Annotated in this window: 25 protein-coding genes; 11 read left to right on the top strand and 14 right to left on the bottom strand. The window is 73.4% G+C overall.

Features of this window, described 5'->3' with window-relative positions; genetic code table 11:
- Positions 1-153: 153 nt before the first annotated feature.
- Positions 154-363, bottom strand: coding sequence for a 4-oxalocrotonate tautomerase family protein (locus FYW99_RS09355; RefSeq protein WP_150251614.1), 210 nt, complete (start codon positions 361-363; stop codon positions 154-156).
- 65 nt (positions 364-428) lie between these two features.
- Positions 429-1,193 carry an SDR family oxidoreductase gene (locus tag FYW99_RS09350; protein ID WP_150251613.1) on the bottom strand — a complete coding sequence of 255 codons (765 nt, stop codon included), beginning with the start codon at positions 1,191-1,193 and terminating at the stop codon, positions 429-431.
- A gap of 87 nt (positions 1,194-1,280) precedes the next feature.
- Between FYW99_RS09350 and FYW99_RS09345 the strand changes: the two genes are divergently transcribed.
- Entirely contained in the window at positions 1,281-2,141 is an 861-nt protein-coding gene (locus FYW99_RS09345; RefSeq protein WP_223838887.1) for a helix-turn-helix transcriptional regulator, read from the top strand.
- Between the two features lie 124 nt (positions 2,142-2,265).
- Here FYW99_RS09345 and FYW99_RS09340 read toward each other — a convergent pair whose 3' ends face one another.
- A complete protein-coding gene (locus FYW99_RS09340) occupies positions 2,266-2,688 on the bottom strand; it encodes a VOC family protein (protein ID WP_150251612.1) in 423 nt (140 codons plus the stop codon).
- A gap of 222 nt (positions 2,689-2,910) precedes the next feature.
- On the opposite strand from FYW99_RS09340, the gene FYW99_RS09335 reads away from it, so the two are divergent.
- From FYW99_RS09335 to FYW99_RS09320, 4 genes are all read left to right on the top strand, one after another.
- The gene (locus FYW99_RS09335) at positions 2,911-3,918 is read left to right on the top strand and encodes a helix-turn-helix transcriptional regulator (protein ID WP_223838885.1); all 1,008 of its coding nucleotides are present in this window, start codon (positions 2,911-2,913) and stop codon (positions 3,916-3,918) included.
- A 164-nt stretch (positions 3,919-4,082) separates the two neighbouring features.
- Positions 4,083-5,057 carry a magnesium and cobalt transport protein CorA gene (locus tag FYW99_RS09330; protein WP_150251611.1) on the top strand — a complete coding sequence of 325 codons (975 nt, stop codon included), beginning with the start codon at positions 4,083-4,085 and terminating at the stop codon, positions 5,055-5,057.
- A gap of 163 nt (positions 5,058-5,220) precedes the next feature.
- Positions 5,221-5,790 (top strand): TetR/AcrR family transcriptional regulator, encoded by a 570-nt coding sequence (locus tag FYW99_RS09325; protein ID WP_150251610.1) that lies wholly within the window; start codon positions 5,221-5,223, stop codon positions 5,788-5,790.
- Between the two features lie 89 nt (positions 5,791-5,879).
- Positions 5,880-7,064 carry a GDSL-type esterase/lipase family protein gene (locus FYW99_RS09320; protein ID WP_150251609.1) on the top strand — a complete coding sequence of 395 codons (1,185 nt, stop codon included), beginning with the start codon at positions 5,880-5,882 and terminating at the stop codon, positions 7,062-7,064.
- A 31-nt stretch (positions 7,065-7,095) separates the two neighbouring features.
- Here the strand turns inward: FYW99_RS09320 and FYW99_RS09315 are convergent, their stop codons facing one another.
- From FYW99_RS09315 to FYW99_RS09300, 4 genes are all read right to left on the bottom strand, one after another.
- A complete protein-coding gene (locus FYW99_RS09315) occupies positions 7,096-7,821 on the bottom strand; it encodes a Mut7-C RNAse domain-containing protein (RefSeq protein ID WP_150251608.1) in 726 nt (241 codons plus the stop codon).
- A 104-nt stretch (positions 7,822-7,925) separates the two neighbouring features.
- On the bottom strand, positions 7,926-8,792 hold the full coding sequence (locus tag FYW99_RS09310; protein WP_150251607.1) for an LLM class flavin-dependent oxidoreductase: 867 nt from the start codon (positions 8,790-8,792) through the stop codon (positions 7,926-7,928).
- Between the two features lie 110 nt (positions 8,793-8,902).
- Positions 8,903-9,364 carry a hypothetical protein gene (locus FYW99_RS09305; protein WP_150251606.1) on the bottom strand — a complete coding sequence of 154 codons (462 nt, stop codon included), beginning with the start codon at positions 9,362-9,364 and terminating at the stop codon, positions 8,903-8,905.
- A gap of 301 nt (positions 9,365-9,665) precedes the next feature.
- Positions 9,666-10,676 carry an aldo/keto reductase gene (locus tag FYW99_RS09300; RefSeq protein WP_150251605.1) on the bottom strand — a complete coding sequence of 337 codons (1,011 nt, stop codon included), beginning with the start codon at positions 10,674-10,676 and terminating at the stop codon, positions 9,666-9,668.
- A 201-nt stretch (positions 10,677-10,877) separates the two neighbouring features.
- Between FYW99_RS09300 and FYW99_RS09295 the strand changes: the two genes are divergently transcribed.
- Positions 10,878-11,726 (top strand): helix-turn-helix domain-containing protein, encoded by an 849-nt coding sequence (locus FYW99_RS09295; RefSeq protein ID WP_150251604.1) that lies wholly within the window; start codon positions 10,878-10,880, stop codon positions 11,724-11,726.
- A 16-nt stretch (positions 11,727-11,742) separates the two neighbouring features.
- On the opposite strand, the gene FYW99_RS09290 is transcribed toward FYW99_RS09295, so the two are convergent.
- Positions 11,743-12,606 (bottom strand): sigma-70 family RNA polymerase sigma factor, encoded by an 864-nt coding sequence (locus FYW99_RS09290; protein ID WP_150251603.1) that lies wholly within the window; start codon positions 12,604-12,606, stop codon positions 11,743-11,745.
- 95 nt (positions 12,607-12,701) lie between these two features.
- Here FYW99_RS09290 and FYW99_RS09285 point away from each other — a divergent pair, with 95 nt between their 5' ends.
- A complete protein-coding gene (locus tag FYW99_RS09285; protein WP_150251602.1) occupies positions 12,702-14,012 on the top strand; it encodes an FAD-binding oxidoreductase in 1,311 nt (436 codons plus the stop codon).
- 67 nt (positions 14,013-14,079) lie between these two features.
- Here FYW99_RS09285 and FYW99_RS09280 read toward each other — a convergent pair whose 3' ends face one another.
- Both FYW99_RS09280 and FYW99_RS09275 read right to left on the bottom strand, forming a co-directional pair.
- The gene (locus FYW99_RS09280; RefSeq protein ID WP_150251601.1) at positions 14,080-14,505 is read right to left on the bottom strand and encodes a DNA-binding protein; all 426 of its coding nucleotides are present in this window, start codon (positions 14,503-14,505) and stop codon (positions 14,080-14,082) included.
- A gap of 58 nt (positions 14,506-14,563) precedes the next feature.
- Positions 14,564-14,902 (bottom strand): hypothetical protein, encoded by a 339-nt coding sequence (locus FYW99_RS09275; RefSeq protein ID WP_223838883.1) that lies wholly within the window; start codon positions 14,900-14,902, stop codon positions 14,564-14,566.
- A 113-nt stretch (positions 14,903-15,015) separates the two neighbouring features.
- On the opposite strand from FYW99_RS09275, the gene FYW99_RS09270 reads away from it, so the two are divergent.
- Both FYW99_RS09270 and FYW99_RS09265 read left to right on the top strand, forming a co-directional pair.
- Positions 15,016-16,398, top strand: a complete 1,383-nt coding sequence (locus FYW99_RS09270) for an FAD-binding oxidoreductase (RefSeq protein WP_150251600.1) — start codon at positions 15,016-15,018, stop codon at positions 16,396-16,398.
- Positions 16,399-16,572: 174 nt separating this feature from the next.
- Positions 16,573-17,277, top strand: coding sequence for a hypothetical protein (locus FYW99_RS09265; RefSeq protein WP_150251599.1), 705 nt, complete (start codon positions 16,573-16,575; stop codon positions 17,275-17,277).
- Here the strand turns inward: FYW99_RS09265 and FYW99_RS09260 are convergent.
- On the bottom strand, positions 17,274-18,713 hold the full coding sequence (locus FYW99_RS09260; protein ID WP_150251598.1) for an aminotransferase-like domain-containing protein: 1,440 nt from the start codon (positions 18,711-18,713) through the stop codon (positions 17,274-17,276). The two genes, FYW99_RS09265 and FYW99_RS09260, sit on opposite strands and share 4 nt — an antisense overlap.
- Between FYW99_RS09260 and FYW99_RS09255 the strand changes: the two genes are divergently transcribed.
- The gene (locus FYW99_RS09255; RefSeq protein WP_150251597.1) at positions 18,712-19,608 is read left to right on the top strand and encodes a DMT family transporter; all 897 of its coding nucleotides are present in this window, start codon (positions 18,712-18,714) and stop codon (positions 19,606-19,608) included. The genes FYW99_RS09260 and FYW99_RS09255 overlap by 2 nt on opposite strands.
- A gap of 115 nt (positions 19,609-19,723) precedes the next feature.
- Positions 19,724-20,269, top strand: coding sequence for a type 1 glutamine amidotransferase domain-containing protein (locus tag FYW99_RS09250; protein WP_150251596.1), 546 nt, complete (start codon positions 19,724-19,726; stop codon positions 20,267-20,269).
- Between the two features lie 89 nt (positions 20,270-20,358).
- Here the strand turns inward: FYW99_RS09250 and FYW99_RS09245 are convergent, their stop codons facing one another.
- The 3 genes from FYW99_RS09245 to FYW99_RS09235 all read right to left on the bottom strand — a co-directional run bounded on the left by FYW99_RS09245 (position 20,359) and on the right by FYW99_RS09235 (position 23,358).
- Positions 20,359-20,472 carry a methionine/alanine import family NSS transporter small subunit gene (locus tag FYW99_RS09245; RefSeq protein ID WP_150251595.1) on the bottom strand — a complete coding sequence of 38 codons (114 nt, stop codon included), beginning with the start codon at positions 20,470-20,472 and terminating at the stop codon, positions 20,359-20,361.
- Positions 20,472-22,022 carry a sodium-dependent transporter gene (locus FYW99_RS09240; protein ID WP_150251594.1) on the bottom strand — a complete coding sequence of 517 codons (1,551 nt, stop codon included), beginning with the start codon at positions 22,020-22,022 and terminating at the stop codon, positions 20,472-20,474. Before FYW99_RS09240 ends, FYW99_RS09245 begins: the two co-directional genes overlap by 1 nt.
- A 307-nt stretch (positions 22,023-22,329) precedes the next feature.
- Complete coding sequence (locus FYW99_RS09235; protein WP_150251593.1) at positions 22,330-23,358, bottom strand: pirin family protein; 1,029 nt, start codon at positions 23,356-23,358, stop codon at positions 22,330-22,332.
- Between the last annotated feature and the right edge of the window lie 427 nt (positions 23,359-23,785).

Here is a 23,785-nt window from a genome sequence, read left to right as displayed (position 1 = left end):
GCGGCGGGCCGCCCGCCGGGGGGGGGGGCCGGGCGGGGGGGGGGGGGGGGGGGGGGGGGGGGGGGGGGGGGGGCGGGCCGGCCCCACACCCCCTCCATGCGGGGTCAGCCGTTGTAGGGGGCCGCGACGTCCGGGCCCCGCACAGGACGGAGGTCAGGCGTCGCCGTTGAGCATGGCGGCGGTCAGGACGCTGCCGGCGACGCCCCAGCCGCCGTCGGCGACCTCCTCGACCAGCACGACGGTGGTGGGCCGGGCCCGCTCACCGTAGATCTCCGCGTACAGGTCGGTGGTGCGCTCGACGATCTTCTTCTTGTCCTCGGCGGTGATGGTGCCCGCGGGGACCTTGAAGTTGGCGAAAGGCATGGGTGTTCCTCCTTGGATGGGTTCTCCCGTGATGCGGAAGCATGTGTCCGAGTTCTACTGTGGCGTCACACCATGCCCCCGTTGGCTCGAAGGACCTGGCCATTCACCCAGTGCCCTGCCGGGCTGGTGAGGAAGGCGACCACCCGGGCGATGTCCTGCGGGGTGCCCAGCCGCTCCAGGGGCGGGGCCTTGGCGAGCTGGTCGATCTGCTCGGGCGTCTTGCCTTCGAGGAACAGGTCCGTGGCCGTGGGGCCGGGGGCGACGGTGTTCACGGTGATGTCCTGCCCGCGCAGCTCGCGGGCGAGGATCAGCGTGATCGACTCGACGGCTGCCTTGCTCGCCGCATACGCACCGTAGGCAGGGAACTGGGTGCCGACCACGGAGGTCGAGAACCCCACGAACGAGCCGCCCGCGCGCAGTCGTCGGGCGGCCTGCTGGGCGACGACGAAGGCGCCGCGGATGTTGGTGCGGTGCACGGCGTCGAGCACCGCCAGGTCGAGGTCGGCGATGGGCGACAGAGCGAGTCGACCGGCGCAGTTCACCACGACGTCCACCTCGCCGAACACCTGCTCCGCCCGGTCGAACACCTCGGCGACCGCGTGCTCGTCCGCCACATCCGCCTGCGCGGAGACCGCCCGCCCGCCGGTGGCGGTGATCGCCGCCACCACCTCCTCGGCGGCAGCCGCGTCGCGGGCGTAGTTCACCACGACGGCGAGGCCGTCCCGGGCGAGTCTGAGGGAGACCGCCCGACCGATGCCGCGTGATCCGCCGGTAACGACGGCGACACGCATGTCCGGTGAAGGGGTGGTCGTGGAGTGGTCCGTAGTCATGTCCTCCAAGGTGCACGGCGCCGACCGGCGGAACCAGGGGATCTCATCCCCTGTGTCGGCGGCCCAGCCGGGCGCAGAATGGACGGCATGGGTTCTGTGAAATACACCGAGCTGGGGGCTTTCCTGCGCTCGCGGCGTGACCGCATCCGCCCAGTTGACGTGGGACTTCCCCACGGGCTCCGCCGCCGGGTACCCGGGCTGCGTCGCGATGAGGTGGCCCAGCTCGCCGGCGCGTCGGTGGACTACTACAACGAACTCGAACGCGGCGCCGGATCCCAGCCCTCCGAGCAGATGATCGCCGCGCTGGCGAGGGCTCTGCGCCTGAGCGCTGACGAGCGCGACTACCTCTACCACCTGGCCGACCGCCCGGTGCCCGCGCACGGCGGACCGGCCTCGCACGTCCACCCCGGCATGCTCGACCTGCTCATCCGCCTGACATCGACACCCGCACAGGTCATCACCGACCTGCACGTCACCCTCGTTCAGAACCCGTTGGCGATGGCGCTGCTCGGGGACCACTCCGGCCTTCGTGGCGCTCGGGCCAGCTTCATCCACCGGTGGTTCACCGACCCCGACGCCCGGCGGATGTATCCCGAAGCCGACCATGAGGGCCAGTCCCGGGCCTTCGCCGCCGACCTGCGGGCAGCCGCCGCCAGACGAGGCGCCAAGGACACCGAAGCCCGCTCGATGATCAGCTCGCTGATCGACGCCTCCCCCGAATTCGCCGCTCTGTGGGCCGACCACGAGGTGGCGTTCCGGCGCGACGACCGCAAACGCCTCATCCACCCCACGCTCGGCCTGATCGAGGTCAACTGCCTCCACCTGTTCAGCGAGGACGGCCGACAGCGGCTGCTCTGGTTCACCCCCGCGGTCGGCACCGACAGCGCCGACCTCCTTGACCTGCTCGCCGTCCTGGGCACCCAGGAAGTCACCGGACCGGCACTCTGAGGACCTCCCGACCGCAGCGCCGGTCGCCGACGAAATCCCGGGGCCGTGTGGCGCTGCCCCACCCTCCGGGGGAAACGGGAGAGGGGGTGTGCGCCGGGCGGGCGCACACCCCCTCCACGCGGGGTCAGCCGTTGTAGGGGGCCGCGACGTCCAGGACCCAGACGACGCCGAAGCGGTCCTTGAGCATCCCGTAGAGCGGCGCCCACGGGGAGGGCTCCAGCGGCTGCACGATGGTCGAGCCGACGGTCAGCTTCTCCCAGAAGGCGGTGATCTCGTCGGCGCTGTCACCGCGCACGGAGACGAAGACGGCGTTCTCGCCCTGGTTCCACGGCATCGTCGAGGGCACGTCGTAGGCCATGACGCGGAATCCGTTGTCCGCGACCACCTGGCCCCAGACCACCCAGTCCGCCTCGTCCGGGTGGGTCACGTTGCCCGCGTCCTTGTAGGTGACGGCGACGACGTCCCCACCGAAGACGGAGTGGTAGAAGTCGAGCGCCGCGCGGGCGTCGCCGCGCAGGTTCAGGTGGGTCGTGGTCGTGACGGACATGCTGGCTCCCTGGTCGTGTGTGTGGATGGACGCCGAACGGGTTCGTGCCACCAGCGGGCGGTCGTACGTCACCGCTCCCGTGGCGGCGAGCTTCCTGTGCCCGCCGGTGGGGTCGTGACCTGCGATGACCGTGCTTGTGTCGGCCCCCGTCGGCGTCTGTGGTCTCACATTGGCAGGGGTAGGGGCCAGGGTGTGTCCTCTACTTCCAGCAGGATGGTTTCCATGGTGATGAAGACTTCCGCTCGTCTGCTGGCGCTGCTCTCCGTGCTCCAGACCCGCCGGGACTGGTCGGGTCAGGACCTGGCCGCCCGGCTGGACGTCAGTGCGCGCACGGTCCGCCGTGACGTGGACCGTCTGCGCGAACTCGGCTACCCGATCACGACCTTCAAGGGGCCCGACGGCGGGTACCGGCTCGACGCGGGGTCGCGGATGCCCCCGCTGCTGTTCGACGACGACCAGGCCGTAGCGCTGGCGGTGGCGCTCCAGGCGGCCACGGCGACCGGCGCCGGGATCGGGGAGGCCGCGGCGCGCGCCCTCAACACCGTTCGACAGGTCATGCCCGCCCGCCTGCGCCAGCGGATCAACGCGGTCCGGGTGGCCGTGGTCGCGCCGCCCGCCGCCTCGCAGGCGCGGGCTGACGGCGGGGTGCTCACGGAGATCAGCGCCGCCGTGCACGCCCGCGAGGAACTGCGCCTGGACTACACCCCCGCCTTCCGGTCCGCCTCCTCCCGGGAGGAGGCCGCCGTGAGCCCGCGCCGGGTCCAGCCCCACCGCCTGGTCACCTGGGCGGGACGCTGGTACCTCCTGGCCTGGGACGTGGAGCGCGACGACTGGCGGACCCTGCGGGTGGACCGCATCGCGCTGCGCAGTCCCAACGGTCCCCGGTTCGCCCCGCGGGAGGTCCCCGGAGGTGATGTGGCGTCCTTCCTCATCAGCAGGTTCCGGGGCTCGGACGGATCGGTCGACTGGCCCTGCCGCGGTGAGGTGATCCTCGACCTGCCCGCCGCCGCGGTCGCTCCCTTCGCGCACGAGGGGCTGGTCGAGGAGGTGGGTCCCGAGCGCTGCCGCCTGGTTCTCGGCTCCTGGTCGTGGGTCGGCCTGGCCTCGGCCATCGGCCGCTTCGACGCCGACTTCGAGGTCGTCGGGCCGCCCGAACTCAAGGACGCCTTCGCGCGGCTGGCGCGCCGCTACGGAGGCGGCGGCCGTCAGGACCGCGCCCCCGAGTGCTGACCGCACCGTGGAGGACGCGGGTCGACGTCCAGAACGTGGACGGCCCCGGCTGCGCAACAGTGAAGCCAGCGAGCGCCGCGTGGGGTGGCAATCCCCGACCGGGAGGCCTCCGGCGCACGGGAGCGGGCGTACAGAAGGGGATACAGCGCCCATAATGGTGGCCCGTGATCATAGACAAGGCGATTTACCACGACGGCAGGCGCCAGGAGATCGAGGGCGACATCAGCGACGCCTTCGACGAGGCCCGCCGCGAACAGGGCGACTGCTTCGTGTGGATCGGACTCCACGAGCCCACCGCGGAGGAGTTCGGCCTCATCGAGGAGGAGCTCACCCTCCATCCCCTGGCCGTGGAGGACGCGCTCACCGCCCACCAGCGCCCCAAGCTGGAACACTACGACGACACCCTGTTCGCCGTGGTCAAGACGCTCGCCTACCACGAGGAGACCTCCGACGTCGAGGTCGGCGAGGCGATGCTGTTCATCGGCGAGGACTTCGTGGTCAGTGTCCGCCACGGCGCCGCCAACCCGCTCGACCGCGTCCGCAGGCGTCTGGAGGCCGATCCCACCCTGCTGGCCGTGGGCCCCGCCGCCGTGCTCCACGGCGTGTGCGACGAGATCGTCGACCACTACGGCACGGTGGTGCACAAGATCGAGTCCGACATCATCGAGCTGGAGCGGGCGGTCTTCCGCCCCGGCGGATCGGACGTGACCGCGGACATCCACCACCTCAAACGCGAGGTGTTGGAGTTCCGCAGCGCGGAGAGCCCGCTCATCCCGGTGCTGGAGGAGATCGCCAAGGGGCGCATCCAGCGGTTCGAGGAGACCCGGGAGTACTTCCGCGACGTCCTGGACCACCTGCTGCGGGTGGACGACCAGGTCGACGACCACAACGAGCTGCTGACCAGCGCGCTCACCGCCCACCTGGCCCTGCTGGGCAAGCAGCAGAACGAGGACGTCCGCAAGATCTCCTCCTGGGCGGCCGTCATCGCGATCCCCACCATGATCGCCGGGTTCTACGGCATGAACTTCGACCACATGCCCGAACTGCACTGGCTGTTCGGATACCCCCTCATCATGGGCGTGATGGTCGGCGCCTCCGGCCTGGTCCACCACCGGCTGCGCAAGAACGGCTGGCTGTAGGCACTCGGGCCGGGAAGGGCGGGGTTTCCTCCCCGTCCCGGGCACGGTCCACGCATGCTTCTCTCCTCCCTTCACCGCACGCGCTTCTTCCTGATGTCCACAGCCCCTTGCCTAAAGGCTTTAGGGAAAAATAGAGTGGGTTCTGTAAGAGAGGGGAGAGGTTATGGCACGCGCGGGACTGACCACCGAGCGCCTCACCGAGGCGGGGGCCGAGCTGGCGGACGAGGTCGGCTTCGAGCGGGTGACCGTCTCGGAGCTGGCCCGGCGCTTCGACGTCAGGGTCGCCAGCCTGTACTCACACCTGCGCAACTCCCAGGACCTGAGAACCCAGATCGCCCTGCTCGCGCTGGAGGAACTCGCCGACCGGGCCGCCGAGGCCCTGGCCGGACGGGCGGGCAAGGACGCCCTGACCGCCCTGGCCAACGTCTACCGCGACTACGCCCGTGAGCATCCGGGCCGCTACGCCGCGGCCCAGCTCAGACTCGACCCGCAGACGGCCGCCGCCAGCGCCGGTGTCCGGCACGCACAGATGACGCGGGCGATCCTGCGCGGCTACGACCTGCCCGAGCCGGACCAGACGCACGCGGTCCGCCTGCTGGGCAGCGTCTTCCACGGCTACGTGACCCTGGAACTGGGCGGAGGGTTCAGCCACAGCGCCCCCGACACCCAGGAGACCTGGACACGGACCCTGGACGCCCTCGACGCCCTGCTACGCAACTGGCCCGCGCCCTGACCGCGGCCCCACACCCTCCCGCCGGCGCCGAGCCGCGCGCCAGCCGACCCACCAGACTTCACGACGGCCCCGACCACCAGGTTGACACCATGAACACCCAGCACCACTGGACCACCACACCCCTCACCGCCGACCTCCTGCGCGGCGCCCTCGACCTGGAGGGCACCGAGCACGGCGTGCTGCCGCACCGGCTGCCCGCACGGGCCCGGGCCCAGTGCTCGGACCCGCAGCTGCTCATGGTCGAGTCCCAGCCCTCCGGGGTACGGCTGGCCTTCCGGACCCGGGCCACCGCCGTCGAACTCGACACGCTGCCCACCAAGCGCGCCTACACGGGCGCCCCGCCCCGCCCGGACGGCGTGTACGACCTGCTCGTGGACGGTCGGCTCGTCGACCAGGCCAGTGCGACCGACGGCAACACCCTGACCATCGACATGGCCACCGGCTCCGCCGAGCACCGGCCCGGACCGGTGGCCACCGTGCGCTTCACCGGCCTGCCCGACCGCGTCAAGGACGTCGAGGTCTGGCTGCCGCACAACGAGACCACCGAACTCGTCGCCCTGCGCACCGACGCACCCGTCGAACCCGCGCCCGACCGGGGGCGCCGGGTGTGGCTGCACCACGGCAGCTCCATCAGCCACGGCTCCAACGCCGCCAGTCCCACCACCATCTGGCCCGCGCTCGCCGCCTCCCTCGGCGGTGTGGAACTGGTCAACCTCGGTCTGGGCGGCAGCGCCCTGCTCGACCCGTTCACCGCGCGCGCCATGCGCGACACCCCCGCCGACCTGATCAGCCTCAAGATCGGCATCAACCTGGTCAACGCCGACCTGATGCGCCTGCGCGCCTTCGGTCCCGCGGTGCACGGCTTCCTCGACACCCTTCGGGAGGGGCACCCCGGCACACCGCTGCTGGTCGTCTCGCCGATCCTGTGTCCCATCCACGAGGACACCCCCGGCCCGTGCGCCTTCGACCCGGACTCCCTGAGCTCCGGGGAACTGCGGTTCCGGGCCACCGGCGACCCCGGGGAGCGCGCCGCCGGAAAGCTGACGCTCACCGTCATCCGGGAGGAACTCGAACGCATCGTCCGCCAGCGCGCGGCCGAGGACCCGAACCTGCACTACCTCGACGGCCGCGAACTCTACGGTGAGGCGGACAACGCCGAGCTGCCGCTGCCCGACGAACTGCATCCGGACACCGCCACGCACCGGCGCATCGGCGAACGCTTCGCCGAGCGCGCCTTCGGCGCGGGCGGCCCGTTCCGCACCCGCAGACCCTGAGCACCCGACCGGCCCGCCCTTCCCGCGCGGGTCAGGCCGGGCCGGAGCGCGCGGACACCAGCTCCTGGGCCTCGCGCACGATCTGGGCCAGCCGGGAGTGGTGGGCACCGGGCCAGTACACCCGTTCGCACTCGGAGCAGCGAGCGAACACGTCGTAGGTGGCGCGGGTGCCCGCCTCCAGCTCCTCGCGTACCTCCTCCTTGGCGGCGTGCACCAGTTCGCCGTTGCACGCCGGACAGCGGGTCCAGGGCCGCAGGGGCGGGGCGAAGCGCTCCAGTACCTCGCGCAGCTGCTCGGCGGGCCGCTGCTCGCGCACGTAGCCGCCCGCCCGCAGGCCGCTGCGGCTCAGCAGTCCGCGGTCGCGGGTGAGCAGCACCCTGTCCTCGGCGTTGGCCTGGCGGAACAGGGAGGGGTCGTCGCGGTCGTTGTCGTAGGCGGTGTCCAGGCCCAGCAGGCGCAGGCGCCGGGCCAGGGCGCCCAGGTGCACGTCGAGCAGGAACCGCGGTTCGGCGAAGGGCAGGCGCTGCGGGTACTCCACGGGCAGGACCTCCACGGCCTCACCCGGGGCGGGGATGTGGGAGGCGGGGGTGAGGCGGCCGTCGACGCGCAGCGCGCCGACCTCGGTCAGGGGTACGCCCAGCGACTGGACGACGTGTCCGAGGGTGGAGGTGGAGTCGCCCTCCACGCGCACGGTTCCGCTCCGGTGCCGTGACGGCAGGAGGAACCGCAGTTCGGGCGCGAAGCTCAGGTCCAGCATCGGTTCTCTTCCTTCCAGCGGGCCGTTCCTGCCCGCGAACCCTGGGGCCGATCGGTCGCGGCGGACCGCGGCTCGGCAGACGTTCGGTGCGTCCGGTGCGCGGTTCAGGACAGGAGCGGGCGGACCCGTTCGGCGGTGAAGCGCACGAAGCCCTCGGGGTCGGGTTCGTCGGCCGTGGGCTGCAAGACCACGGTGTCGGCTCCGGCCTCGGCCATGTGCCGCACCGCCTCGGCGATGCGGTCGGCGTCTCCGGTCACGCCGGTCTGCGGTGTCAGGCCCTCGGCGCGCAGTTCGGCGGCCATGCGCCGGTCGGCGTCGGGGCCGGTGGCGGCCAGCAGGTAGACGGTCACGGGGTGGCGGCCGGGACGTCCGGCGGCCTGGCGTCCCTGGTCGACCAGCTGCCGTGCCCGCCGCACGCCGTCAACGCCCGCCGCGGCGTCCAGGATGGTGCCGTCGGCGGCCTGTCCGCTCAGGTGCAGGGTCCGCGGTCCGCGGGCACCGGCCAGCACGGGCACGGGGGTGGCGGGCGGGTAGTCCAGGGCGACCTCGTCGAGGGTGACGTAGCGGCCCCGGGAGGTGACCCGCTCCCCGGCCAGCAGGGCGCGTAGCGCGTCCAGGTGCTCGCGCAGGAGGGAGAGCGGGGAGTCGGGGCGCGCGCCGACCTGGGCCATCCAGTCCTGTACGCCGTGGCCCACGCCGATGCGCACGCGGCCGGGGAAGAGCCGGTGCAGGGTGGCGGTCTCCATGGCGGTCAGGGCGACGTTGCGCAGGGGGACGGGGAGCAGGCCCACGCCCACGGTGAGGTTCTCGGTCCAGGCCAGGGCGGCGGAGGCGGCGGCGACGCCGCTCTCCAGGAAGCAGTCCTCCCACAGCCAGAGCTGGTCGAGTCCGGCCTCGTCGGCCGCGCGGGCCACGGAGCGCAGGCGTTCGGGGGGAAGTTGGGGGCGGAAGACGGCTCCGAGTTCGGTCATGGTGCCGTTCTACCGGGCGGGGAGGGGAGGGACAACGACTTTTGCCCTCCCCGCACTCCGCGATGCGGGCCGGGGCCTCCACCGACACGAAGGAACCCGGTCCGGGTCGCTCAGGGCGCGAGGCGCACCACACCGCCGGAGTCCGTCACGGCGACCAGGGTGATCTCGAAGCCGTTCATGACGAACACGCCCCCCGGCTCCTCGCCGATCGGAGGCGGCAGGTGGCCGGACAGGGTGGTGCCGGGTCCGTAGCCGCTGACGTCCAGTCCGTCCTCGCCGACGGCGTCGACCACGAACCGGTCCACGCCGTGGGAGCCGTCCATGGCGAACTCGTCGCCGCTCTCCACCAGTACCTCGCAGTCGGCGTCGGCGCAGGCCTCCAGGTCGGTGCCGTCGGCGGCCTCGGGCGGTGCCGGGGCGGTGGGAGAGGGGGAGGCGGCGTCCGCGTTGTCGGGCGGGGAGGCGTCGGCGGCGGAGGGGTCCTGCTCCTGCGATCCGGCGCAGCCGCCGAGCAGGGCGGTCACGGCACCGGCGGCGGCCAGGGCGCGGATCCGGCGGAGGGTGGTGGTCATGGTGCCCCGTCCATGGGTCGGGCCGCGCACACCCGGGGGTGAGGGGAGGCCGCGCGGCGGTGGCCTCGTCACCGACGGTTGTGCCCCGGCCCCGCGATGTCCATGCCCGCACCGGTGTGGTGCGCGTCACCCTTGCTGGCGCGGGCGGGCCCCGCTGCCCGGCCGCCTTACTCTCCCCTGAACACCGGGCGGGGAAGGAGGCGGCCGCCGCGTGCACGCGACGGCCGCGGGGAAGGCCCTCCTCACCCCGTGGCGGCGGGTGGGGCCACCGGCCGGACGCGGCCGGGCTCTCGGGGCTCCCTCATCCGTGTGGCGGCAGGTACAGGCGCCCCTCCAGCCGGGCGTCCGCCTCGCCGGAGATCCAGCGGCGCGAGGCGGTGACGTCGTCGGTGGGGTAGCCCGGATCGAAGCCCGTCACGGCGTCCAGTCGCTCCAGTGCCCCCGGTGGCAGGTCCACGTCCACCGCGCCCAGGTTGTCGGCCAGCTGTTCGGCGTCGCGCGCGCCGACGATGGGGTGCACCGCGCGCGAGCGCGCCAGGGTCCAGGCGATCGCGACCTGGGAGGGGCTCGCCCCCAGCTCGTCGGCGACCTCGCCCACCGCGCGGGCCGCCCGGTGGTCGCGTTCGGTCAGGGAGGCCGGGTCGACCCTGGTGCCGGTTGGTGCGCCGCCCGGCCGGGTGTACCCGCCCGAGAGCACGCCCGCGGCGAGTCCCCCGTAGGTGGCCACGCTCATGCCCAGGGCCTCCGACATCGGCAGCAGTTCGCGTTCGATGTCGCGGCGCAGCAGGTTGTAGGGCACCTGGATTCCGGCGAAGGGAGTCCAGTCGCGCCACTGGGCCAGCGTGTTGGCCCGTGCCACGACCCACGCGGGCAGGTTGGAGGCGCCCGTGTACAGGACCTTGCCCGCGCGCACGGCGTCGTCCAGGGCCCGCATGGTCTCCTCGACCGGCGTGTGCTCGTCCCACACGTGCACCCACAGCAGGTCGACGTGGTCGGTGCCCAGTCTGCGCAGGCTCCGCTCCAGGGACAGGGTGAGGTTCTTGCGGTGACTGCCGCCCGCGTTGGGGTCGGAGGGGTCGCGGGTGAGCGTGTACTTGGTGGCCAGCACGAACCGGTCCCGGCGTCGGCGCAGCAGGCCGCCCAGGACCTCCTCGCTGTCGCCGTAGGCCGAGGCGGTGTCGATGACGTTGCCACCGGCGTCGGCGTACAGGTCCACCATGCGACGTGCCTGGTCGGCGTCGGTGAAGGTCATCGTGCCCAGGAACAGCTCCGAGACGCGTAGGCCGGTCCGGCCCAGAAGCCGGTAGCGCATCAGAGCACGCCCCCGGCGGTCGGTGCGGGGGCCGCGTCGGGTCGGCGCGGGGCGTCGGGGGTTCTCTGGCTGGGTGCCGGGTCGGCGGTGAAGGTCATGGCCCCGAGTCTCGGGGGCGCGGACCCGGGTGGGAAGGCCGCGGTGAGGCTAGCCCCGCCGGGGCCAGGATCCGCCCGGGTCGCCGCCCGTAGACTGCCGCCCATGAGCGAGAACGAGCTGGGGGCGTTCCTGCGCGCCCGCCGGGAGGAGCTGGCTCCGGGCCGGGTGGGACTGCTCGTTGGGGCGCGTCGCCGCACCCCCGGGCTGCGGCGGGCCGAGCTGGCCACCCTGTCGGGGGTGAGCATGGACTACCTGACCCGGCTGGAGCAGGGACGGGACCGCAACCCCTCACCGCAGGTCCTGACTGCGCTGGCGGACGCCCTGCTGCTGTCGGTGGGCGAGCGCGTCCAGCTGCGCAACCTGTCCAAGGAGGCTTCGGGCGCCGGTGCGCTGTGCCCGGGCGGGCAGCCGCCCGAGCGGGAGGTGCGGCCCACGGTGCGGGCTCTGCTGGAGCGGATGGCGCACACCCCGGTGGTGCTGCTGAACCGGCTCGGCGACGTGGTGGCCCACACCGACGCCTACGAGCGCCTGGCCGGACCGGTCGGGCTCACGGAGGGGGAGCCGCCCAACCGGGTCTGGTTCCTGTTCGCCGACGACCGGGCCCGGCAGGCCTACCCGGACTGGGACCGGGTGGCCGACGAGTGGGTGGCCGTCCTCAGGGCCTGGTCCCCGCGTGAGGACCCGTACACGGCCCACCTGGTGGAGGAGTTGTCGATCGTGGCCGGCGCCGCGTTCACCGACCGGATGCGGTCCGCGCCGTCGGCGCCCCGGCGCACGGGGGTGGAGCGCCTGGCCCACCCGAGCGCGGGCGAACTGCGCCTGTCCTACGAGACCCTGGACACCGAGGACCAGCAGTTGGTGGTCTACCTGCCCGCCGACGAGGCCACCGCGGCCGCGCTGGAGGGGCTGGAGCGGTCCGGCCGGGGCGGTCTGCGGGCGGTGCCGGGCTGACCGCCCCGGGCCGCCGTCACACCAGTGAGGCCAGCAGTTCGGGTTCGGCGTGCACGCGGATGCCGACGACGCGGTCGTCTTCGACGGTGAACGCCAGCGCCGCGTAGGGCCGCCCCCCGCGCAGGGAGACGAACCCGGGCAGGCCGTCCACGGACACCACGCGCGAAGCCCCGGCCAGGCGCGAGAAGGCGATGGCCTGCCCCGCCACCGCCTCGGCTCCGCTGGTGGCCGTGGGCACGCCCCGTATCACCGCGAACTCGTCGGCGCTGATGACCACGTCGGGGGCCAGTACCGCCAGCAGACCCTCGAAGTCGCCGCCGCGCGCCGCGGCCAGGAACGCCTCCACCACCCGGTACCGCCGGGCCGGATCGGGTACGCCGTCCGCGTCCGCGCCGCGCACCCGACGCCGTGCGCGACTGGCCAACTGCCGGGCGGCGGCCGGGGTGCGCTCCAGGATGGGCGCGATCTGGTCGAAGGGCAGTGCGAACAGGTCGTGCAGCACGAACGCCAGCCGCTCGGCCGGGGTGAGGGTGTCCAGGACCACCAGCAGCGCCATCCCCACCGAGTCGGCCAGGAGCACCTGTTGCTCGGGGTCGGTCTGCGCGACGGCCGTGGAGGGTTCGGGCACGTCCTCGCCCACGGGGTCCTCACGGCGCGAGGCGCGTGAGCGCAGCATGTCCAGGCACACCCGGCCCACCACGGTGGTCAGCCACCCGGTCAGGTTGTCGATGCTCCGGGCGTCGGAGCGGCCCAGCCGCAGCCACGTCTCCTGCACCGCGTCCTCGGCCTCGCTCGCCGATCCGAGCATCCGGTGGGCGATCGAGCGCAGCAGCGCGCGGTGCTCCTCGAAAAGCGCGGCCCACACTTCGTCGGTGTTCATCGGTCACATTCCTTCGTCGGCGTCCGTCGTGGTTTCGACTCATCGGGCTGACGTCTGGATGCGGCCCGATGTGACTGGTTTCGACGAGGAGATCCATGAACACCTGGAACGCACTGCGTTCGCTGCTGCGCGGCCGTGTGCTCGCCGGCGGCGATGAGGGCTTCGAACTGGCCGGACGCCCCTGGAGCCTGTCCGTGGACCAGCCCGTGGCGGCGGTGGTGGAGGCCGCTGACGCCGACGACGTGGCCTCCCTGGTACGCCACGCCCGCCGGGAGGGGCTGGCGGTGGCCGCGCAGTCCACCGGGCACGGCGCCTCCGGTGACGTCAAGGGTGCGGTGCTGCTGCGTACCGGAGCGCTGGACGAGGTGAGTGTGGACGCTGAGCGCCGGGTGGCCCGTGTGGGCGCGGGCGTGCCCTGGGGGCGTGTGCAGGAGGCGGCCGCCGCGCACGGTCTGACCGGCCTGCCGGGCAGCTCCCCGGTGGTCGGTGTGACCGGGTACACCCTGGGCGGGGGTCTGAGCTGGTTCGGCCGCCGCCACGGGTGGGCGGCCGACGGCGTCACCGCCCTGGAGGTGGTCGACGCCCGGGGGGAGCGTGCGCGGGTGACCGCGGAGTCCGACCCCGACCTGTTCTGGGCGCTGCGCGGCGGCGGGGGCGACTTCGCGGTGGTCACCGCCCTGGAGTTCGCCCTGCACCCGGCGCCGCGGCTGTACGGCGGGCGCGTGGTGTGGCCCGCCGATCGGGCGGAGCGGGTGCTGGCGGCCTACACCGAGGTCACCGCGCACGCGCGGCGGGAGCTGACGGTGTGGTTGAACCTGCACCACGTCCCGGGCCAGGAGCCGACGGTGTCGGTGGACACGACCTTCCTGGGCGGGTCGGAGCGGGCGCGTGAGCTGCTGCGTCCGCTGGAGGCGGCCGGGAGGCCGCTGCGCGACACCCGTGCGGTACTGCCGCTGAGCGAACTGGGATCGGTCACCGCCGAGCCCACCGATCCCTCGCCGGGCCTGTCGCGCGCCGCGCTGCTGGCCGACCTGGGGCCGCAGACGGTCGGGGCACTGCTGGCCGAGCCGATCGCCCCGCTCTTGGGGGTGCAGGTGCGCCACCTGGGCGGCGCGCTCGCCGACGCCTCCGACACCCCGTTCGGGCCGATGGACGAGCGGTACTACCTCTACGCGCTGGGAGTGCCGTTCACGCCGCGGATGGCGCCGGGGATCCGGGCGCGTCTGGAGGGGTTGGTGGCGTCGCTGGGTCCGGGTGTCAGCGGCCGCAAGCCGCTGACCTCGCTGGTGCCGGGGGAGTCGGTCGTCGACGTGTTCTCCGCGAAGGCGCTGGAGCGGTTGCGGCGGATCAAGGCCGAGCGCGACCCGCGGGGTGTGGTGCGGTCCAACTACCCGGTACTCGGCTGACTCGGCGGTGGGGGGGGGGGCCCCCCCCCCCCCCCCCCCCCCGCCACGTGCTCGGAAGCGGGGAGTCTCAGGTGCCGCCGCGCTGGAGGAGGCGTTCGTGGCGCTGGCGGGCGGCCTGGGCCGAGCCCAGCCCGAGGCCGAAGGCGATCTCCTGCCAGGTCATGCCGCGTCCCTTGGACATCTGCAACAGCCCGGCCTCCAGCTGGTCGAACTCGGCGCGCGCCCAGGGCACCAGGGTCAGGGCGGCGGTGAGGTCGTCCTGGTCCACGGCCGGGGCACCGGGGTCGGACTGGGCGCTGCCCGCGGCCAGGTCGGCGACGCGCCGCAGGGCGTCCAGGGGCGCCATGGGCATGCGCAGTTCGTCCCAGCGCGCGCGGTGCTCGCCGGTGGCGTGCCGTTCGGTGATGCGCAGCAGCGCCTCGTGGGTGCGCAGGCGGCGCGCGCTCTGCGGGTCGGGTGGGGTGAAGGCGCCCTCGCGCTGTTCCTCGCTCATGCCTCCAGCATGGGAGACGCAACCTTTAGTTGTCAATATTAAGTTTTCAACGGATTGTTCACTCGGGGGATTGCCGGTCCGGGAACTCCGCGAAGGCCGCCTTGCCCGCCGCCCGCTCCGGGGCCGGGTGGCCCCCGGCGCGGTAGGCGGCGAAGACGGCGTCCGGCAGGCGCACGGGCACCTTCCACGGGTCCGTCACCGCCCAGCGCTGGTAGGCCCCGGCCGGGTCGCGGAAGGACTCCCCGCGTGGACCGCACGGATCAGGTGGGTGGCGGACTCGGTTGTCGCCGCCGACGGGCGTGCTCGCGCAGTGCACGACGGTGTCCACGCCCCGGACCGCGTCGGCCAGCCCTGCGCCCCGGCGCGGCACCCCGAGCGTGTCCGCGGCGGGGCGCACCGCGGGCTGCCCCGACCAGGGGGCGGTGGTGTCTTTGGCGCCCGGTGTCCGGTTAGAGTGCTGGCGGCGTCGGCGCAGCGGAGCGTCCGAGCGAACGGTGAGGGAGTGTGCCCATGTCCGGGATCGCCGGGAGACTGACGGCAGCGGTCGGCGCGGAGCAGGTGGTCACCGACCCCGCCGTCCTCGAGGGCTACTCCCACGACGAGGCCGAGTGGGCTCCCCACGGCCGCCCGGCCGCGCTCGTGCGCCCCCGCCACACCCAGGACGTGGCGGCCGCGGTGGGCGTGTGCGCGGAGATGGGCGTCCCGGTGGTCGCGCGCGGCGCGGGGACGGGGCTGTCGGGGGCGGCCAACGCCGTGGACGGCTGGGTCGTGGTCTCCTTCGAGCGGATGAACCGGGTCCTGGAGGTCGACCCCGTACAGCAGACCGCCACCGTGCAGCCGGGCGTGGTCAACAACGACCTGCGCGAGCGGGTGGCCCGGGACGGCCTGTGGTACCCGCCGGACCCGGCCTCCGCCCCCTGGTCGACCATCGGCGGCAACGTGGCCACCAACGCGGGCGGCCTGTGCTGCGTCAAGTACGGCGTCACCCGCGACTACGTGCTGGGCATGGAGGCGGTCGTGGGCTCGGGTGAGGTGGTGCGGCTGGGCCGGACCACCGCCAAGGGCGTGACCGGCTACGACCTGTGCGGACTCATGGTGGGTTCGGAGGGCACGCTGGGTCTGGTCACCGAGGTGACGCTGCGGATGCGGCCGCTGCGCACCGGCACCGAGCACACCGTGGTGGGTTACTTCGACTCGCTGGTGGAGGCCGGGCGGGCCGTCGCGGCGGTATCGGCCGCCGGGGTGGTGCCCTCGGCGATGGAGCTGATCGACCGGTTCTGCCTCCAGGCGGTGGACGACTGGAAGAACATGGGCCTGTCCGCCGAGGGCGAGGTGCTGCTGCTGGCGCGCAGCGACCAGCCCGGGGCGGCGGGCGAGGAGGAGGCCGACCGCATCCTGGCGTGCTTCCGGGCCGAGGGCGCGGTCTACGCGGTGCGCTCCACCGACGAGGAGGAGGCCGAGGCGCTGTTCGAGGCCCGCCGCCTGGCCTACCCGGCGCTGGAGCGGCTCGGCCCGCTGCTGACCGAGGACATGTGCCTGCCCAAGGCGAAGGTGCCGCTGATGCTGGAGCGCATCGAGGCGATCGGCAGGCGCTTCGACACCCGCATCGGCAACATCGCGCACGCCGGTGACGGCAACCTGCATCCCCTGTTCATCGTCCCGGCCGGTGACGAGGACGCCAAGAAGCGCGCGCAGGAGGCCTTCGAGGTGATCGTGGACGAGGCGATCGCCCTGGGCGGCACGGTCACCGGCGAGCACGGCGTGGGTCTGCTGAAGATGCGCGGGGCCGCACGGGAGATGGGGCCGCACGTGCTCGCCATGCACCGGGCCGTCAAGGACGCCCTGGACCCCCGGGGCATCTTCAACCCGGGCAAGGTCTTCGCCGCGTCGTAGCGGACGGGCCCGCACGCGACCGGGTGCGCCGGAGCGGGCGGGCCGAGCCCGCCGGGGCTGGCCGCTGGGAGAAGCGGGCCGGATGCGGTGCGAAGCCGCAAGAACGGCGGAACCGGTCGGGGAGTGGGCGGCGTCTCAGAGGGCAGGAGCAGCACCGCGCACGAGGAGACCCCCATGGAGACCACCACCGTCCTGGTTCTGGTGATCGCGGCCCTGGTGGTCGTCGGCGTGGTCGCGGCCACGGTCGCGGGGTCGGCCGCCGAACGCCGCCGCTCCCGTGGCCTGGCCCTCTGGGCCTCACGTGAGGGATGGCGCTACGACCGGGAGCGGCCCGAGCTGGTCGACCGGTTCGAGGGCGTTCCCTTCCTGGAACGGCGGTCCAACGCCCGGGCCAGGCACGTGCTGTGCGCCGAGGTGCGCGGCCGCCGGGTCCTGACCTACGAGTACGGCTACGCCGCGCCCCACCCCCAGCAGCGTCACCGCACCGTCGCGCACGTGTACACGGTGGTGGCGGTGGCCCTGCCCGCGGACGTGCCGCTGCTCCAGGTGGAGGAGGCGGGCACCGGCGCCGGTGCGCCCCAGCCCAGGACGGACGGCGTCCGCGCCTGGAACGCGGGCGGGACCGCCTTCGACGACCGGTTCGCCGCCGTGACCGGTGACGGCGCCTTCGCGGCGGCCGTCCTGGGAGAGCCGGTGCGGGAGTGGCTGCTGTCGCGGGAGGGTGTGTGCCCCTTCCGCTTCGGCGGTCAGTACCTGTTGGCCTGGGAGCGCGGGCCGCTGGAGGCCGGTCGTGTCCGGGAGCGCGCCGACGCGGCGATCGACCTGCTGGAGCGGGTTCCGTCCGGTGTCTGGGAGAGCGCGCAGGACACCCTGGGTTAGGCACCGGCGAACGCGGTGCGCAGGCGGCGCACCCCTTCGGTGATCTCGGCGGTTCCGGCCGCACCGCCGTAGCTGAGCCGCAGGTGCGGGGCGGTCGGCTCCGCAGGGAAGTAGGCCTGGCCGGGGGCCACCGCCACCCCGGCGCGCAGTGCCGCTGACACGAGCGCGGTCTCGTCGGTCTCACCGGGCAGCCGCAACCACAGGTGATGACCGCCCGCGGGCAGGTGCGGCGCCGCCAGTTCCGGCAGCTCCCGTGCCAGGGCCGCGGCCATGGCCGTGCGGCGCTCGCGCAGGCCCTCCGCGACCGCGCGCAGGTGGCGGCCCCAGGCGGGGGAGCCGACCAGCTCCAGCACGGCCTCCTGGAGGGGACGCGCCACGAAGAAGCTGTCGACCAGCTGGATCGCGCGCAGGCGCCGCGTCACCGGCCCCCGCGCGGCGATCGCCCCCACCCGCAGACTGGGCGAGGTCGCCTTGGTCAGCGACCGCACGTGCACCACGGTGCCGTCGGGGTCCTCGGTGGCGAGCGGGGGCGGCGGGGCGGCGGCGTCGGCGTGCGCCAGGTGGCGGGCGAAGTCGTCCTCCACCACGAACGCGCCCGCCGCGCGCGCGGTCCGCACCACCTCTCCCCGGCGGCCGGGGGCCAGGACCGCTCCGGTGGGGTTGTGGAAGAGCGGCTGGCACACCAGCACCCGCGCGCCGGTCGCCGCGAACGCCTGTTCCAGCAGGTCGGTGCGGACACCCTCGGTGTCGACCGGAACGGGGACGGGGCGCAGGCCCGCGGCCCGGGCGATGGCCAGGAGGCCGGGGTAGGTGGGTGACTCCACCAGTACGGGAGCCCCCGGGGGAGCCAGCGCGCGCAGCGCGGTGGTCAGCGCGCTCTGCCCTCCTGCGGTGACCAGCACGTCGGCCGCGCCGACGGGGCCGCCGATCTGGCGGGCGAACCAGCCGCGCAGTTCCTCCACCCCTTCCGCGGGCGGCCGCGCCCAGACGCCCGGCCGCCGTCCCGCGCGGGCCAGCGCGGCGCCCATGGCGTGCTCGGGCTGGAGGCTGGGGTGCAGGTAACCGCCGTTGAACACGACGACTCCCAGGGCGGGCGGGGTCAGGGTGGCCAGCACTCCGGAGGCGTCCACGGTGCGCGGGGCCGGCTCGCCGGAGGCCGCCGCCGTCTCGGCGCTCAGCGCGACCTCCTGCCAGGAGGTGTCGCCGACCGGGCGCTCGAAGGCGCCCCCGCCCGCCCGGAACGCCCCGGCGCCGGGGCGGGTGACCACCAGCCCCTCGGCGACCAGCGCCGCGACGGCCCGCGACACGGTCACCGGGCTCACGCCGTAGCGCTCCACCAGCGCCCGGCTCGACGGCAGCTTCTCCCCCGGAGAGTAGCGGTTGACCTCCCTGCGCAGGAAAATGGTCAGATCTCGCACACTGCTACGCTGTTTCATGAAGACACAAGATAGCGCTATCGCTCCGCGCGGAGTAGCGGCGCTCGGTGCGACACTGTGCGCCGCGCTCGGCGTCGTCGGGTTCTCGTTCACTCTTCCGGCCACCGCATGGGCCCTGGAGGGATTCGGACCGTGGAGCGCCGCGGTGGTCCGGTGCGCGCTGGCGGCCGTGCTGGCGGGCTGCTGCCTCGCGGCGGTCCGCGCCCCGCTGCCCGACCGCGTCCACTGGCGGGGCATCGCCGTCGTCTCCCTGGGCTGTGTGGTGGCGTTCCCGGTGCTCAGTACGCTCGCCCTCCAGGCGTCCTCCACCTCCCACGCCGCTGTCGTGATCGGACTGCTGCCGATCACCACCGCCGTGTTCGCCCTGCGCCGAGGCCCGGTGCGCCCCTCCCGCCGGTTCTGGGCGGCCGCCGTGTGCGGCGCCGCGGCTGTCGTCGCGTTCGCGCTGGTGCGCAGCGGCGGAACACCCGGCCTGGCCGACCTGTACCTGCTGGGAGCCCTGGTGCTGTGCGCCGCCGGGTACGCCGAGGGCGGCCGGTTGGCCGCGCACCTGCCAGGCTGGCAGGTGATCGCCTGGGCCCTGGTCGCCGCCGCGCCACTGACCGTGCCCGCCGCCCTCTGGGCGCTGGCCGCCGAGCCGGTGGATGCCGCGCCGCGCGCGCTCGTGGGCATGGCCTATCTCGGCGCGGTGTCGCAGTTCGGCGCGTTCGTGGTCTGGTACCGGGGGATGGGCGCCATGGGCGTGGCCCGGGCCAGCCAGCTCCAGCTCGCCCAGCCGCTGCTGACCCTGGTATGGGCGGTGTTGCTGGTGGGGGAGTCGCTGACCCCGGCCGCGCCCGCCGCGGCCGTCGTCGTCCTCGTGTGCATCGCCGTCACCCAGAGGTCGCACGGCTGAGCACGCGGGCGTGGTGTGCGCCTCCCCGGCGGGGCGTGTGAGAGGACGGTCTGTGCGGGTAGGGGCGCCAACGCGGCACGGAGGGTGCCGGAAGAGTCCAGCTGAGGGGGCAGTCATGGCCGACACGCTCAACGGCCGTCGGGTCGCGATTTTGGCGGCGGACGGGGTGGAGCAGGTCGAACTCGTCACACCGCGCAAGGCTCTGAGCGAGGAGGGCGCCACCATCGACCTGGTCTCGCTCAAGTCCGGACGGATCCAGGCGATGAACGGCGACATCGAACCGGCGGACACCTTCGACGTGGACCGCGTGGTCTCCGAGGTCGGGGTGGACGACTACGACGCCCTGGTGGTCCCCGGCGGGACCGTCAACCCGGACAACCTGCGCTCGGACGAGAACGCGGTGGGGTTCGTGCGCGGCTTCGTGGCCGCGGGCAAGCCCGTGGCCGCCATCTGCCACGGGCCGTGGATCCTGGTGGAGGCCGACGTGGTGCGGGGGCGCAGGGTGACCTCCTACCCCAGCCTGCGCACCGACATCCGCAACGCGGGCGGGACCGTGGTGGAGGAGGAGGTGGTCACCGACCAGGGGATCACCACCAGCCGCAACCCGGACGACCTGCCCGCCTTCTGCGAGCGCATCGTGCGCGAGTTCGCCGCCGGGTAGGCGGCCTTCCGCGTCCCGCGGGGGCGCGGAAGCGACGACGGGGCGGTGGGCGCCGGTCGGGCGCCCACCGCCCCGTGTGTCGGGCGCGGCTATCCCTCTTCGGGCTTCTCGGGGTGGCGGCGCAGGTGGAGGATGGCCGCGATGAGGCCTCCCCACACCAGGACGATGGAGATGGCCATCATGACGATCGCGCTGGTGGTCATCAGCGGCTCCCTTCATCGGTCGTGGTGGTCGTGGCCGCGGTGTCGGCGTCCTGGCGTGCCAGGGCGTCGGCGCGCTTCCAGGGGAAGAGCGAGACGACGATCCCGAAGACGATCGCCCCGATGGCCAGGCCCCATCCGGCGGCCAGCAGGAACCCGGTCGAGTAGCCCGCGTAGTTCTCCGTCAGCTCCGTGCGCAGGCTGTCCCACATCATGAAGCCGAGCAGGATCGGGGTGACCACGCCCAGGACGACCTTCCACCACAGGCCGAGCCGGATGGAGGAGATCGCGTTGGTGTGCTCCTGGAACATCGGCAGCTTGCGCGCGATCCAGCCGAAGACCACGATCATGACGAGCCCGGCCAGCGCGATGCCGTACTGGTTGATGAAGTGGTCGAACACGTCCAGGAAGTGCAGGCCCTCGGGTGTGGGGAAGAGCAGGATCGAGGCCAGCGCGGTGGCGCCGCCCACGAGCAGCACGGTCTGGACGCGGCCCAGTCCGGTGCGGTCCTGCACCGCGGAGATGATCACCTGGACGATGCTGACCAGCGAGGTCAGGCCCGCGATCACCAGGGAGCCGAAGAAGAGCACCCCGAACAGCGCGCCGCCGATGGGCAGGGTCGAGATGATCTGCGGGAAGGCGACGAAGGCCAGGCCGATGCCGTTGGCGGCGACGTCCTCGACCCCGGTGCCCGCCGCGGTGGCCATGAAGCCCAGGGCGGCGAACACGCCGATGCCCGCGAGCAGCTCGAAGGAGCTGTTGGCGAAGCCCGCCACCATCGCCGAGCCGGTCAGGTCGGCCTTGCGGCGCAGGTAGGAGGCGTAGGTGACCATGATGGCGAAGCCCACGGACAGCGAGAAGAAGATCTGCCCGTAGGCGGCGATCCAGACGCTGCCGTCGAGCATCGCGCCCCAGTCGGGGGTGAACAGGGCGTTCAGGCCGACCGCGGCCCCGTCCAGGGTGAGCGCCTGCACCACCAGGACCAGGAACAGCACCACCAGCAGCGGGATGAAGACCTTGTTGGCCTTCTCGATGCCGTTGCGCACGCCCAGCGCCAGGATGAGCAGCACCACGGCCCACACAGCGATGAGCGGCCAGGCCACGCCCGCGACGTAGCCCGAGACCATGCCGGGCCCCTCGCTCATCTGGAGGAAGTCCTCGAAGAAGAACGCGTTGGGGTCGTCGCCCCACTGCTGCCCGATGGAGAACCAGGCGAACCGGACGGCCCAGGCCACGATCACGGCGTAGTAGACCGCGATGACGAAGCAGACGGCCACCTGCCACCAGCCGATGGCCTCGGCGGGCCGGGTGATGCGCCGGTAGGACAGCGGTGCGGAGGAGCGGTAGCGGTGCCCGATGCTGTACTCCAGGATCAGCAGCGGGATACCGGCGGTGAGCAGGGCGATGAGGTAGGGCAGCATGAAGGCGCCGCCGCCGTTCTCGTAGGCGATGTAGGGGAATCGCCAGATGTTGCCCAGACCGATGGCGGAGCCGATCGCCGCCATCAGGAAGCCCGCGCGCGATCCCCACTGCTCGCGAGTCTGTTGGACCATGTTCAGGTCTCCTAAATCATCCCGTAGTTCGCGATCCGCACGGTAGCAGGAGTTGGCCTGGTCAGCATCGTGGGACGGGCGGCCTGCCCGCGGTGTCGCCCCACGATGCTCCTTTGGGTTCCTTTTGTCTAGACTCGCACCTCGGACGAAAACGGCAAGGGGCGCTTACCGGAAACCTTCAGGGGCTCTTGTGTACGCGCGTGGCGGTGACCGCCGAGGGCTGGCTGCCGGGCGGACGTCGTCCGGCGGGTGGCGGGATCCGGCCGCGCCCCGGGCAGGATCGAGCCCCGGCCGACCGTTCCCGGCCCTAGGCGCGGTGGCGCGGGCGTGCGCGCAGGCGCGCGTTGGGCAGCTCCGGGGCCGGGAGCGCCGCGCCGTCGTCGGCCGCGACCGCGGCGAAGCGCCGCACGCCTCCCTCGCCGGAGCCCTCCCGCTCGTTCTCCCAGGCGAGGCGGGCCCGCACGATCTCGTCGTGGTCGCGGCCGACGAAGTTCCACCACATGAGCAGGTCCTCGGTGAAGGGCTCTCCGCCGATCACCAGCACGTGCGCGGTCTCCTCGGCCCGCAGCTCCACCTCCGTGCGCCCCTCGCCCGCGTAGAGCAACGCACCGGCCTCGACGCTGTGGCCGAGGACCCGCACGGGTGCGTCCAGCGGCAGGACGCCGTGCTCGAAGGACGCCTCCAGGGGCAGGCGTACCCGGGCCCCGGGCTCCAGTACGACCTCGGCGCCCATGAGCGGGGTGTGCACGCGGGCGGGGGAGCGGCGGCCGTCCACCTCTCCGGCGACCACCGTGACCCTGGCCCCCGGCGCGTCCGTCCCGGGCAGGTCGAAGGCGGGCAGGTCGGCGTGGTGCTCGAAGCGGGCCGGCCCCTCCCGGTCGGCCTCGGGCAGGGCGATCCACAGCTGGGCGCCGTGCAGCAGCGGCGGGGCGTCGGCGGGGGAGCGCTCGGAGTGGGCGATGCCGTGCCCGGCGGTCATGAGGTTGAGCTGGCCGGGGCGGACCAGCTGGTCCGAGCCCAGGCCGTCCAGGTGGTGGACCGAGCCCTGGACCAGCCAGCTCACGGTCTGCAGGCCGATGTGGGGGTGCGGCGGCACCTGCATGCCGGGGCCGTCGGCCACGCCGGTGGGTCCGTAGACGTCGGCGAAGCACCACGCGCCGACCATGCGGCGGTTCCTGCCGGGCAGGGCGCGGCGGACCAGCATGGCACGCGGGCCGCCGAGCGGGACCTCGCGCGGTTCGAGGAGTTCGGTGTCGCCGGGCGCGGCGGTGACGGCGGGGTCGATCTCTCCGCCGCAGACGCGCTCCTCGGCGGGATGGGTGTCCAGGTTGCTCATCCTGCCGAAGTTAGTCGAGGCGGACCCGCTCCGGCACCTGCCGGGGATGTGCCCGGAGGGCGTTTCGCGTCACCACCGCCTGTGGACGTGTTCGGCGAAACCGAGCAGGTCGTCCACTGTGTGGAGTGGTCCAGTGATCCGGCGTGTTCTGTCCTGGTATCGCCTGTTTTTGACCACCGGTAATCCCCGGACAGCGGCGGCGAGGGCAGCGCGGCAGGACGATCACGAACGAGGGCGTCCGTCGCGGTGGGTCACCCCGGGGTTGGTGTGCCGTGGTCGCGGTCAGCCGACCGTTGCCTCTTTCCGGCTTATCTTGTCCGCCCCCCACTCGGACCCCGAGTACTACCGGGACCCCAGGAGCGCTGATTCGTCAGCAGGATGTGCCCATTGGTGAGCGGCAAGGGTGGCCGACGCCGTTCGGGGGATG

It is taken from the genome of Nocardiopsis deserti, from assembly GCF_008638355.1.
In the GTDB taxonomy this organism is placed as follows: domain Bacteria; phylum Actinomycetota; class Actinomycetes; order Streptosporangiales; family Streptosporangiaceae; genus Nocardiopsis; species Nocardiopsis alborubida.
This window is presented reverse-complemented; position numbering and strand designations above follow the sequence as displayed.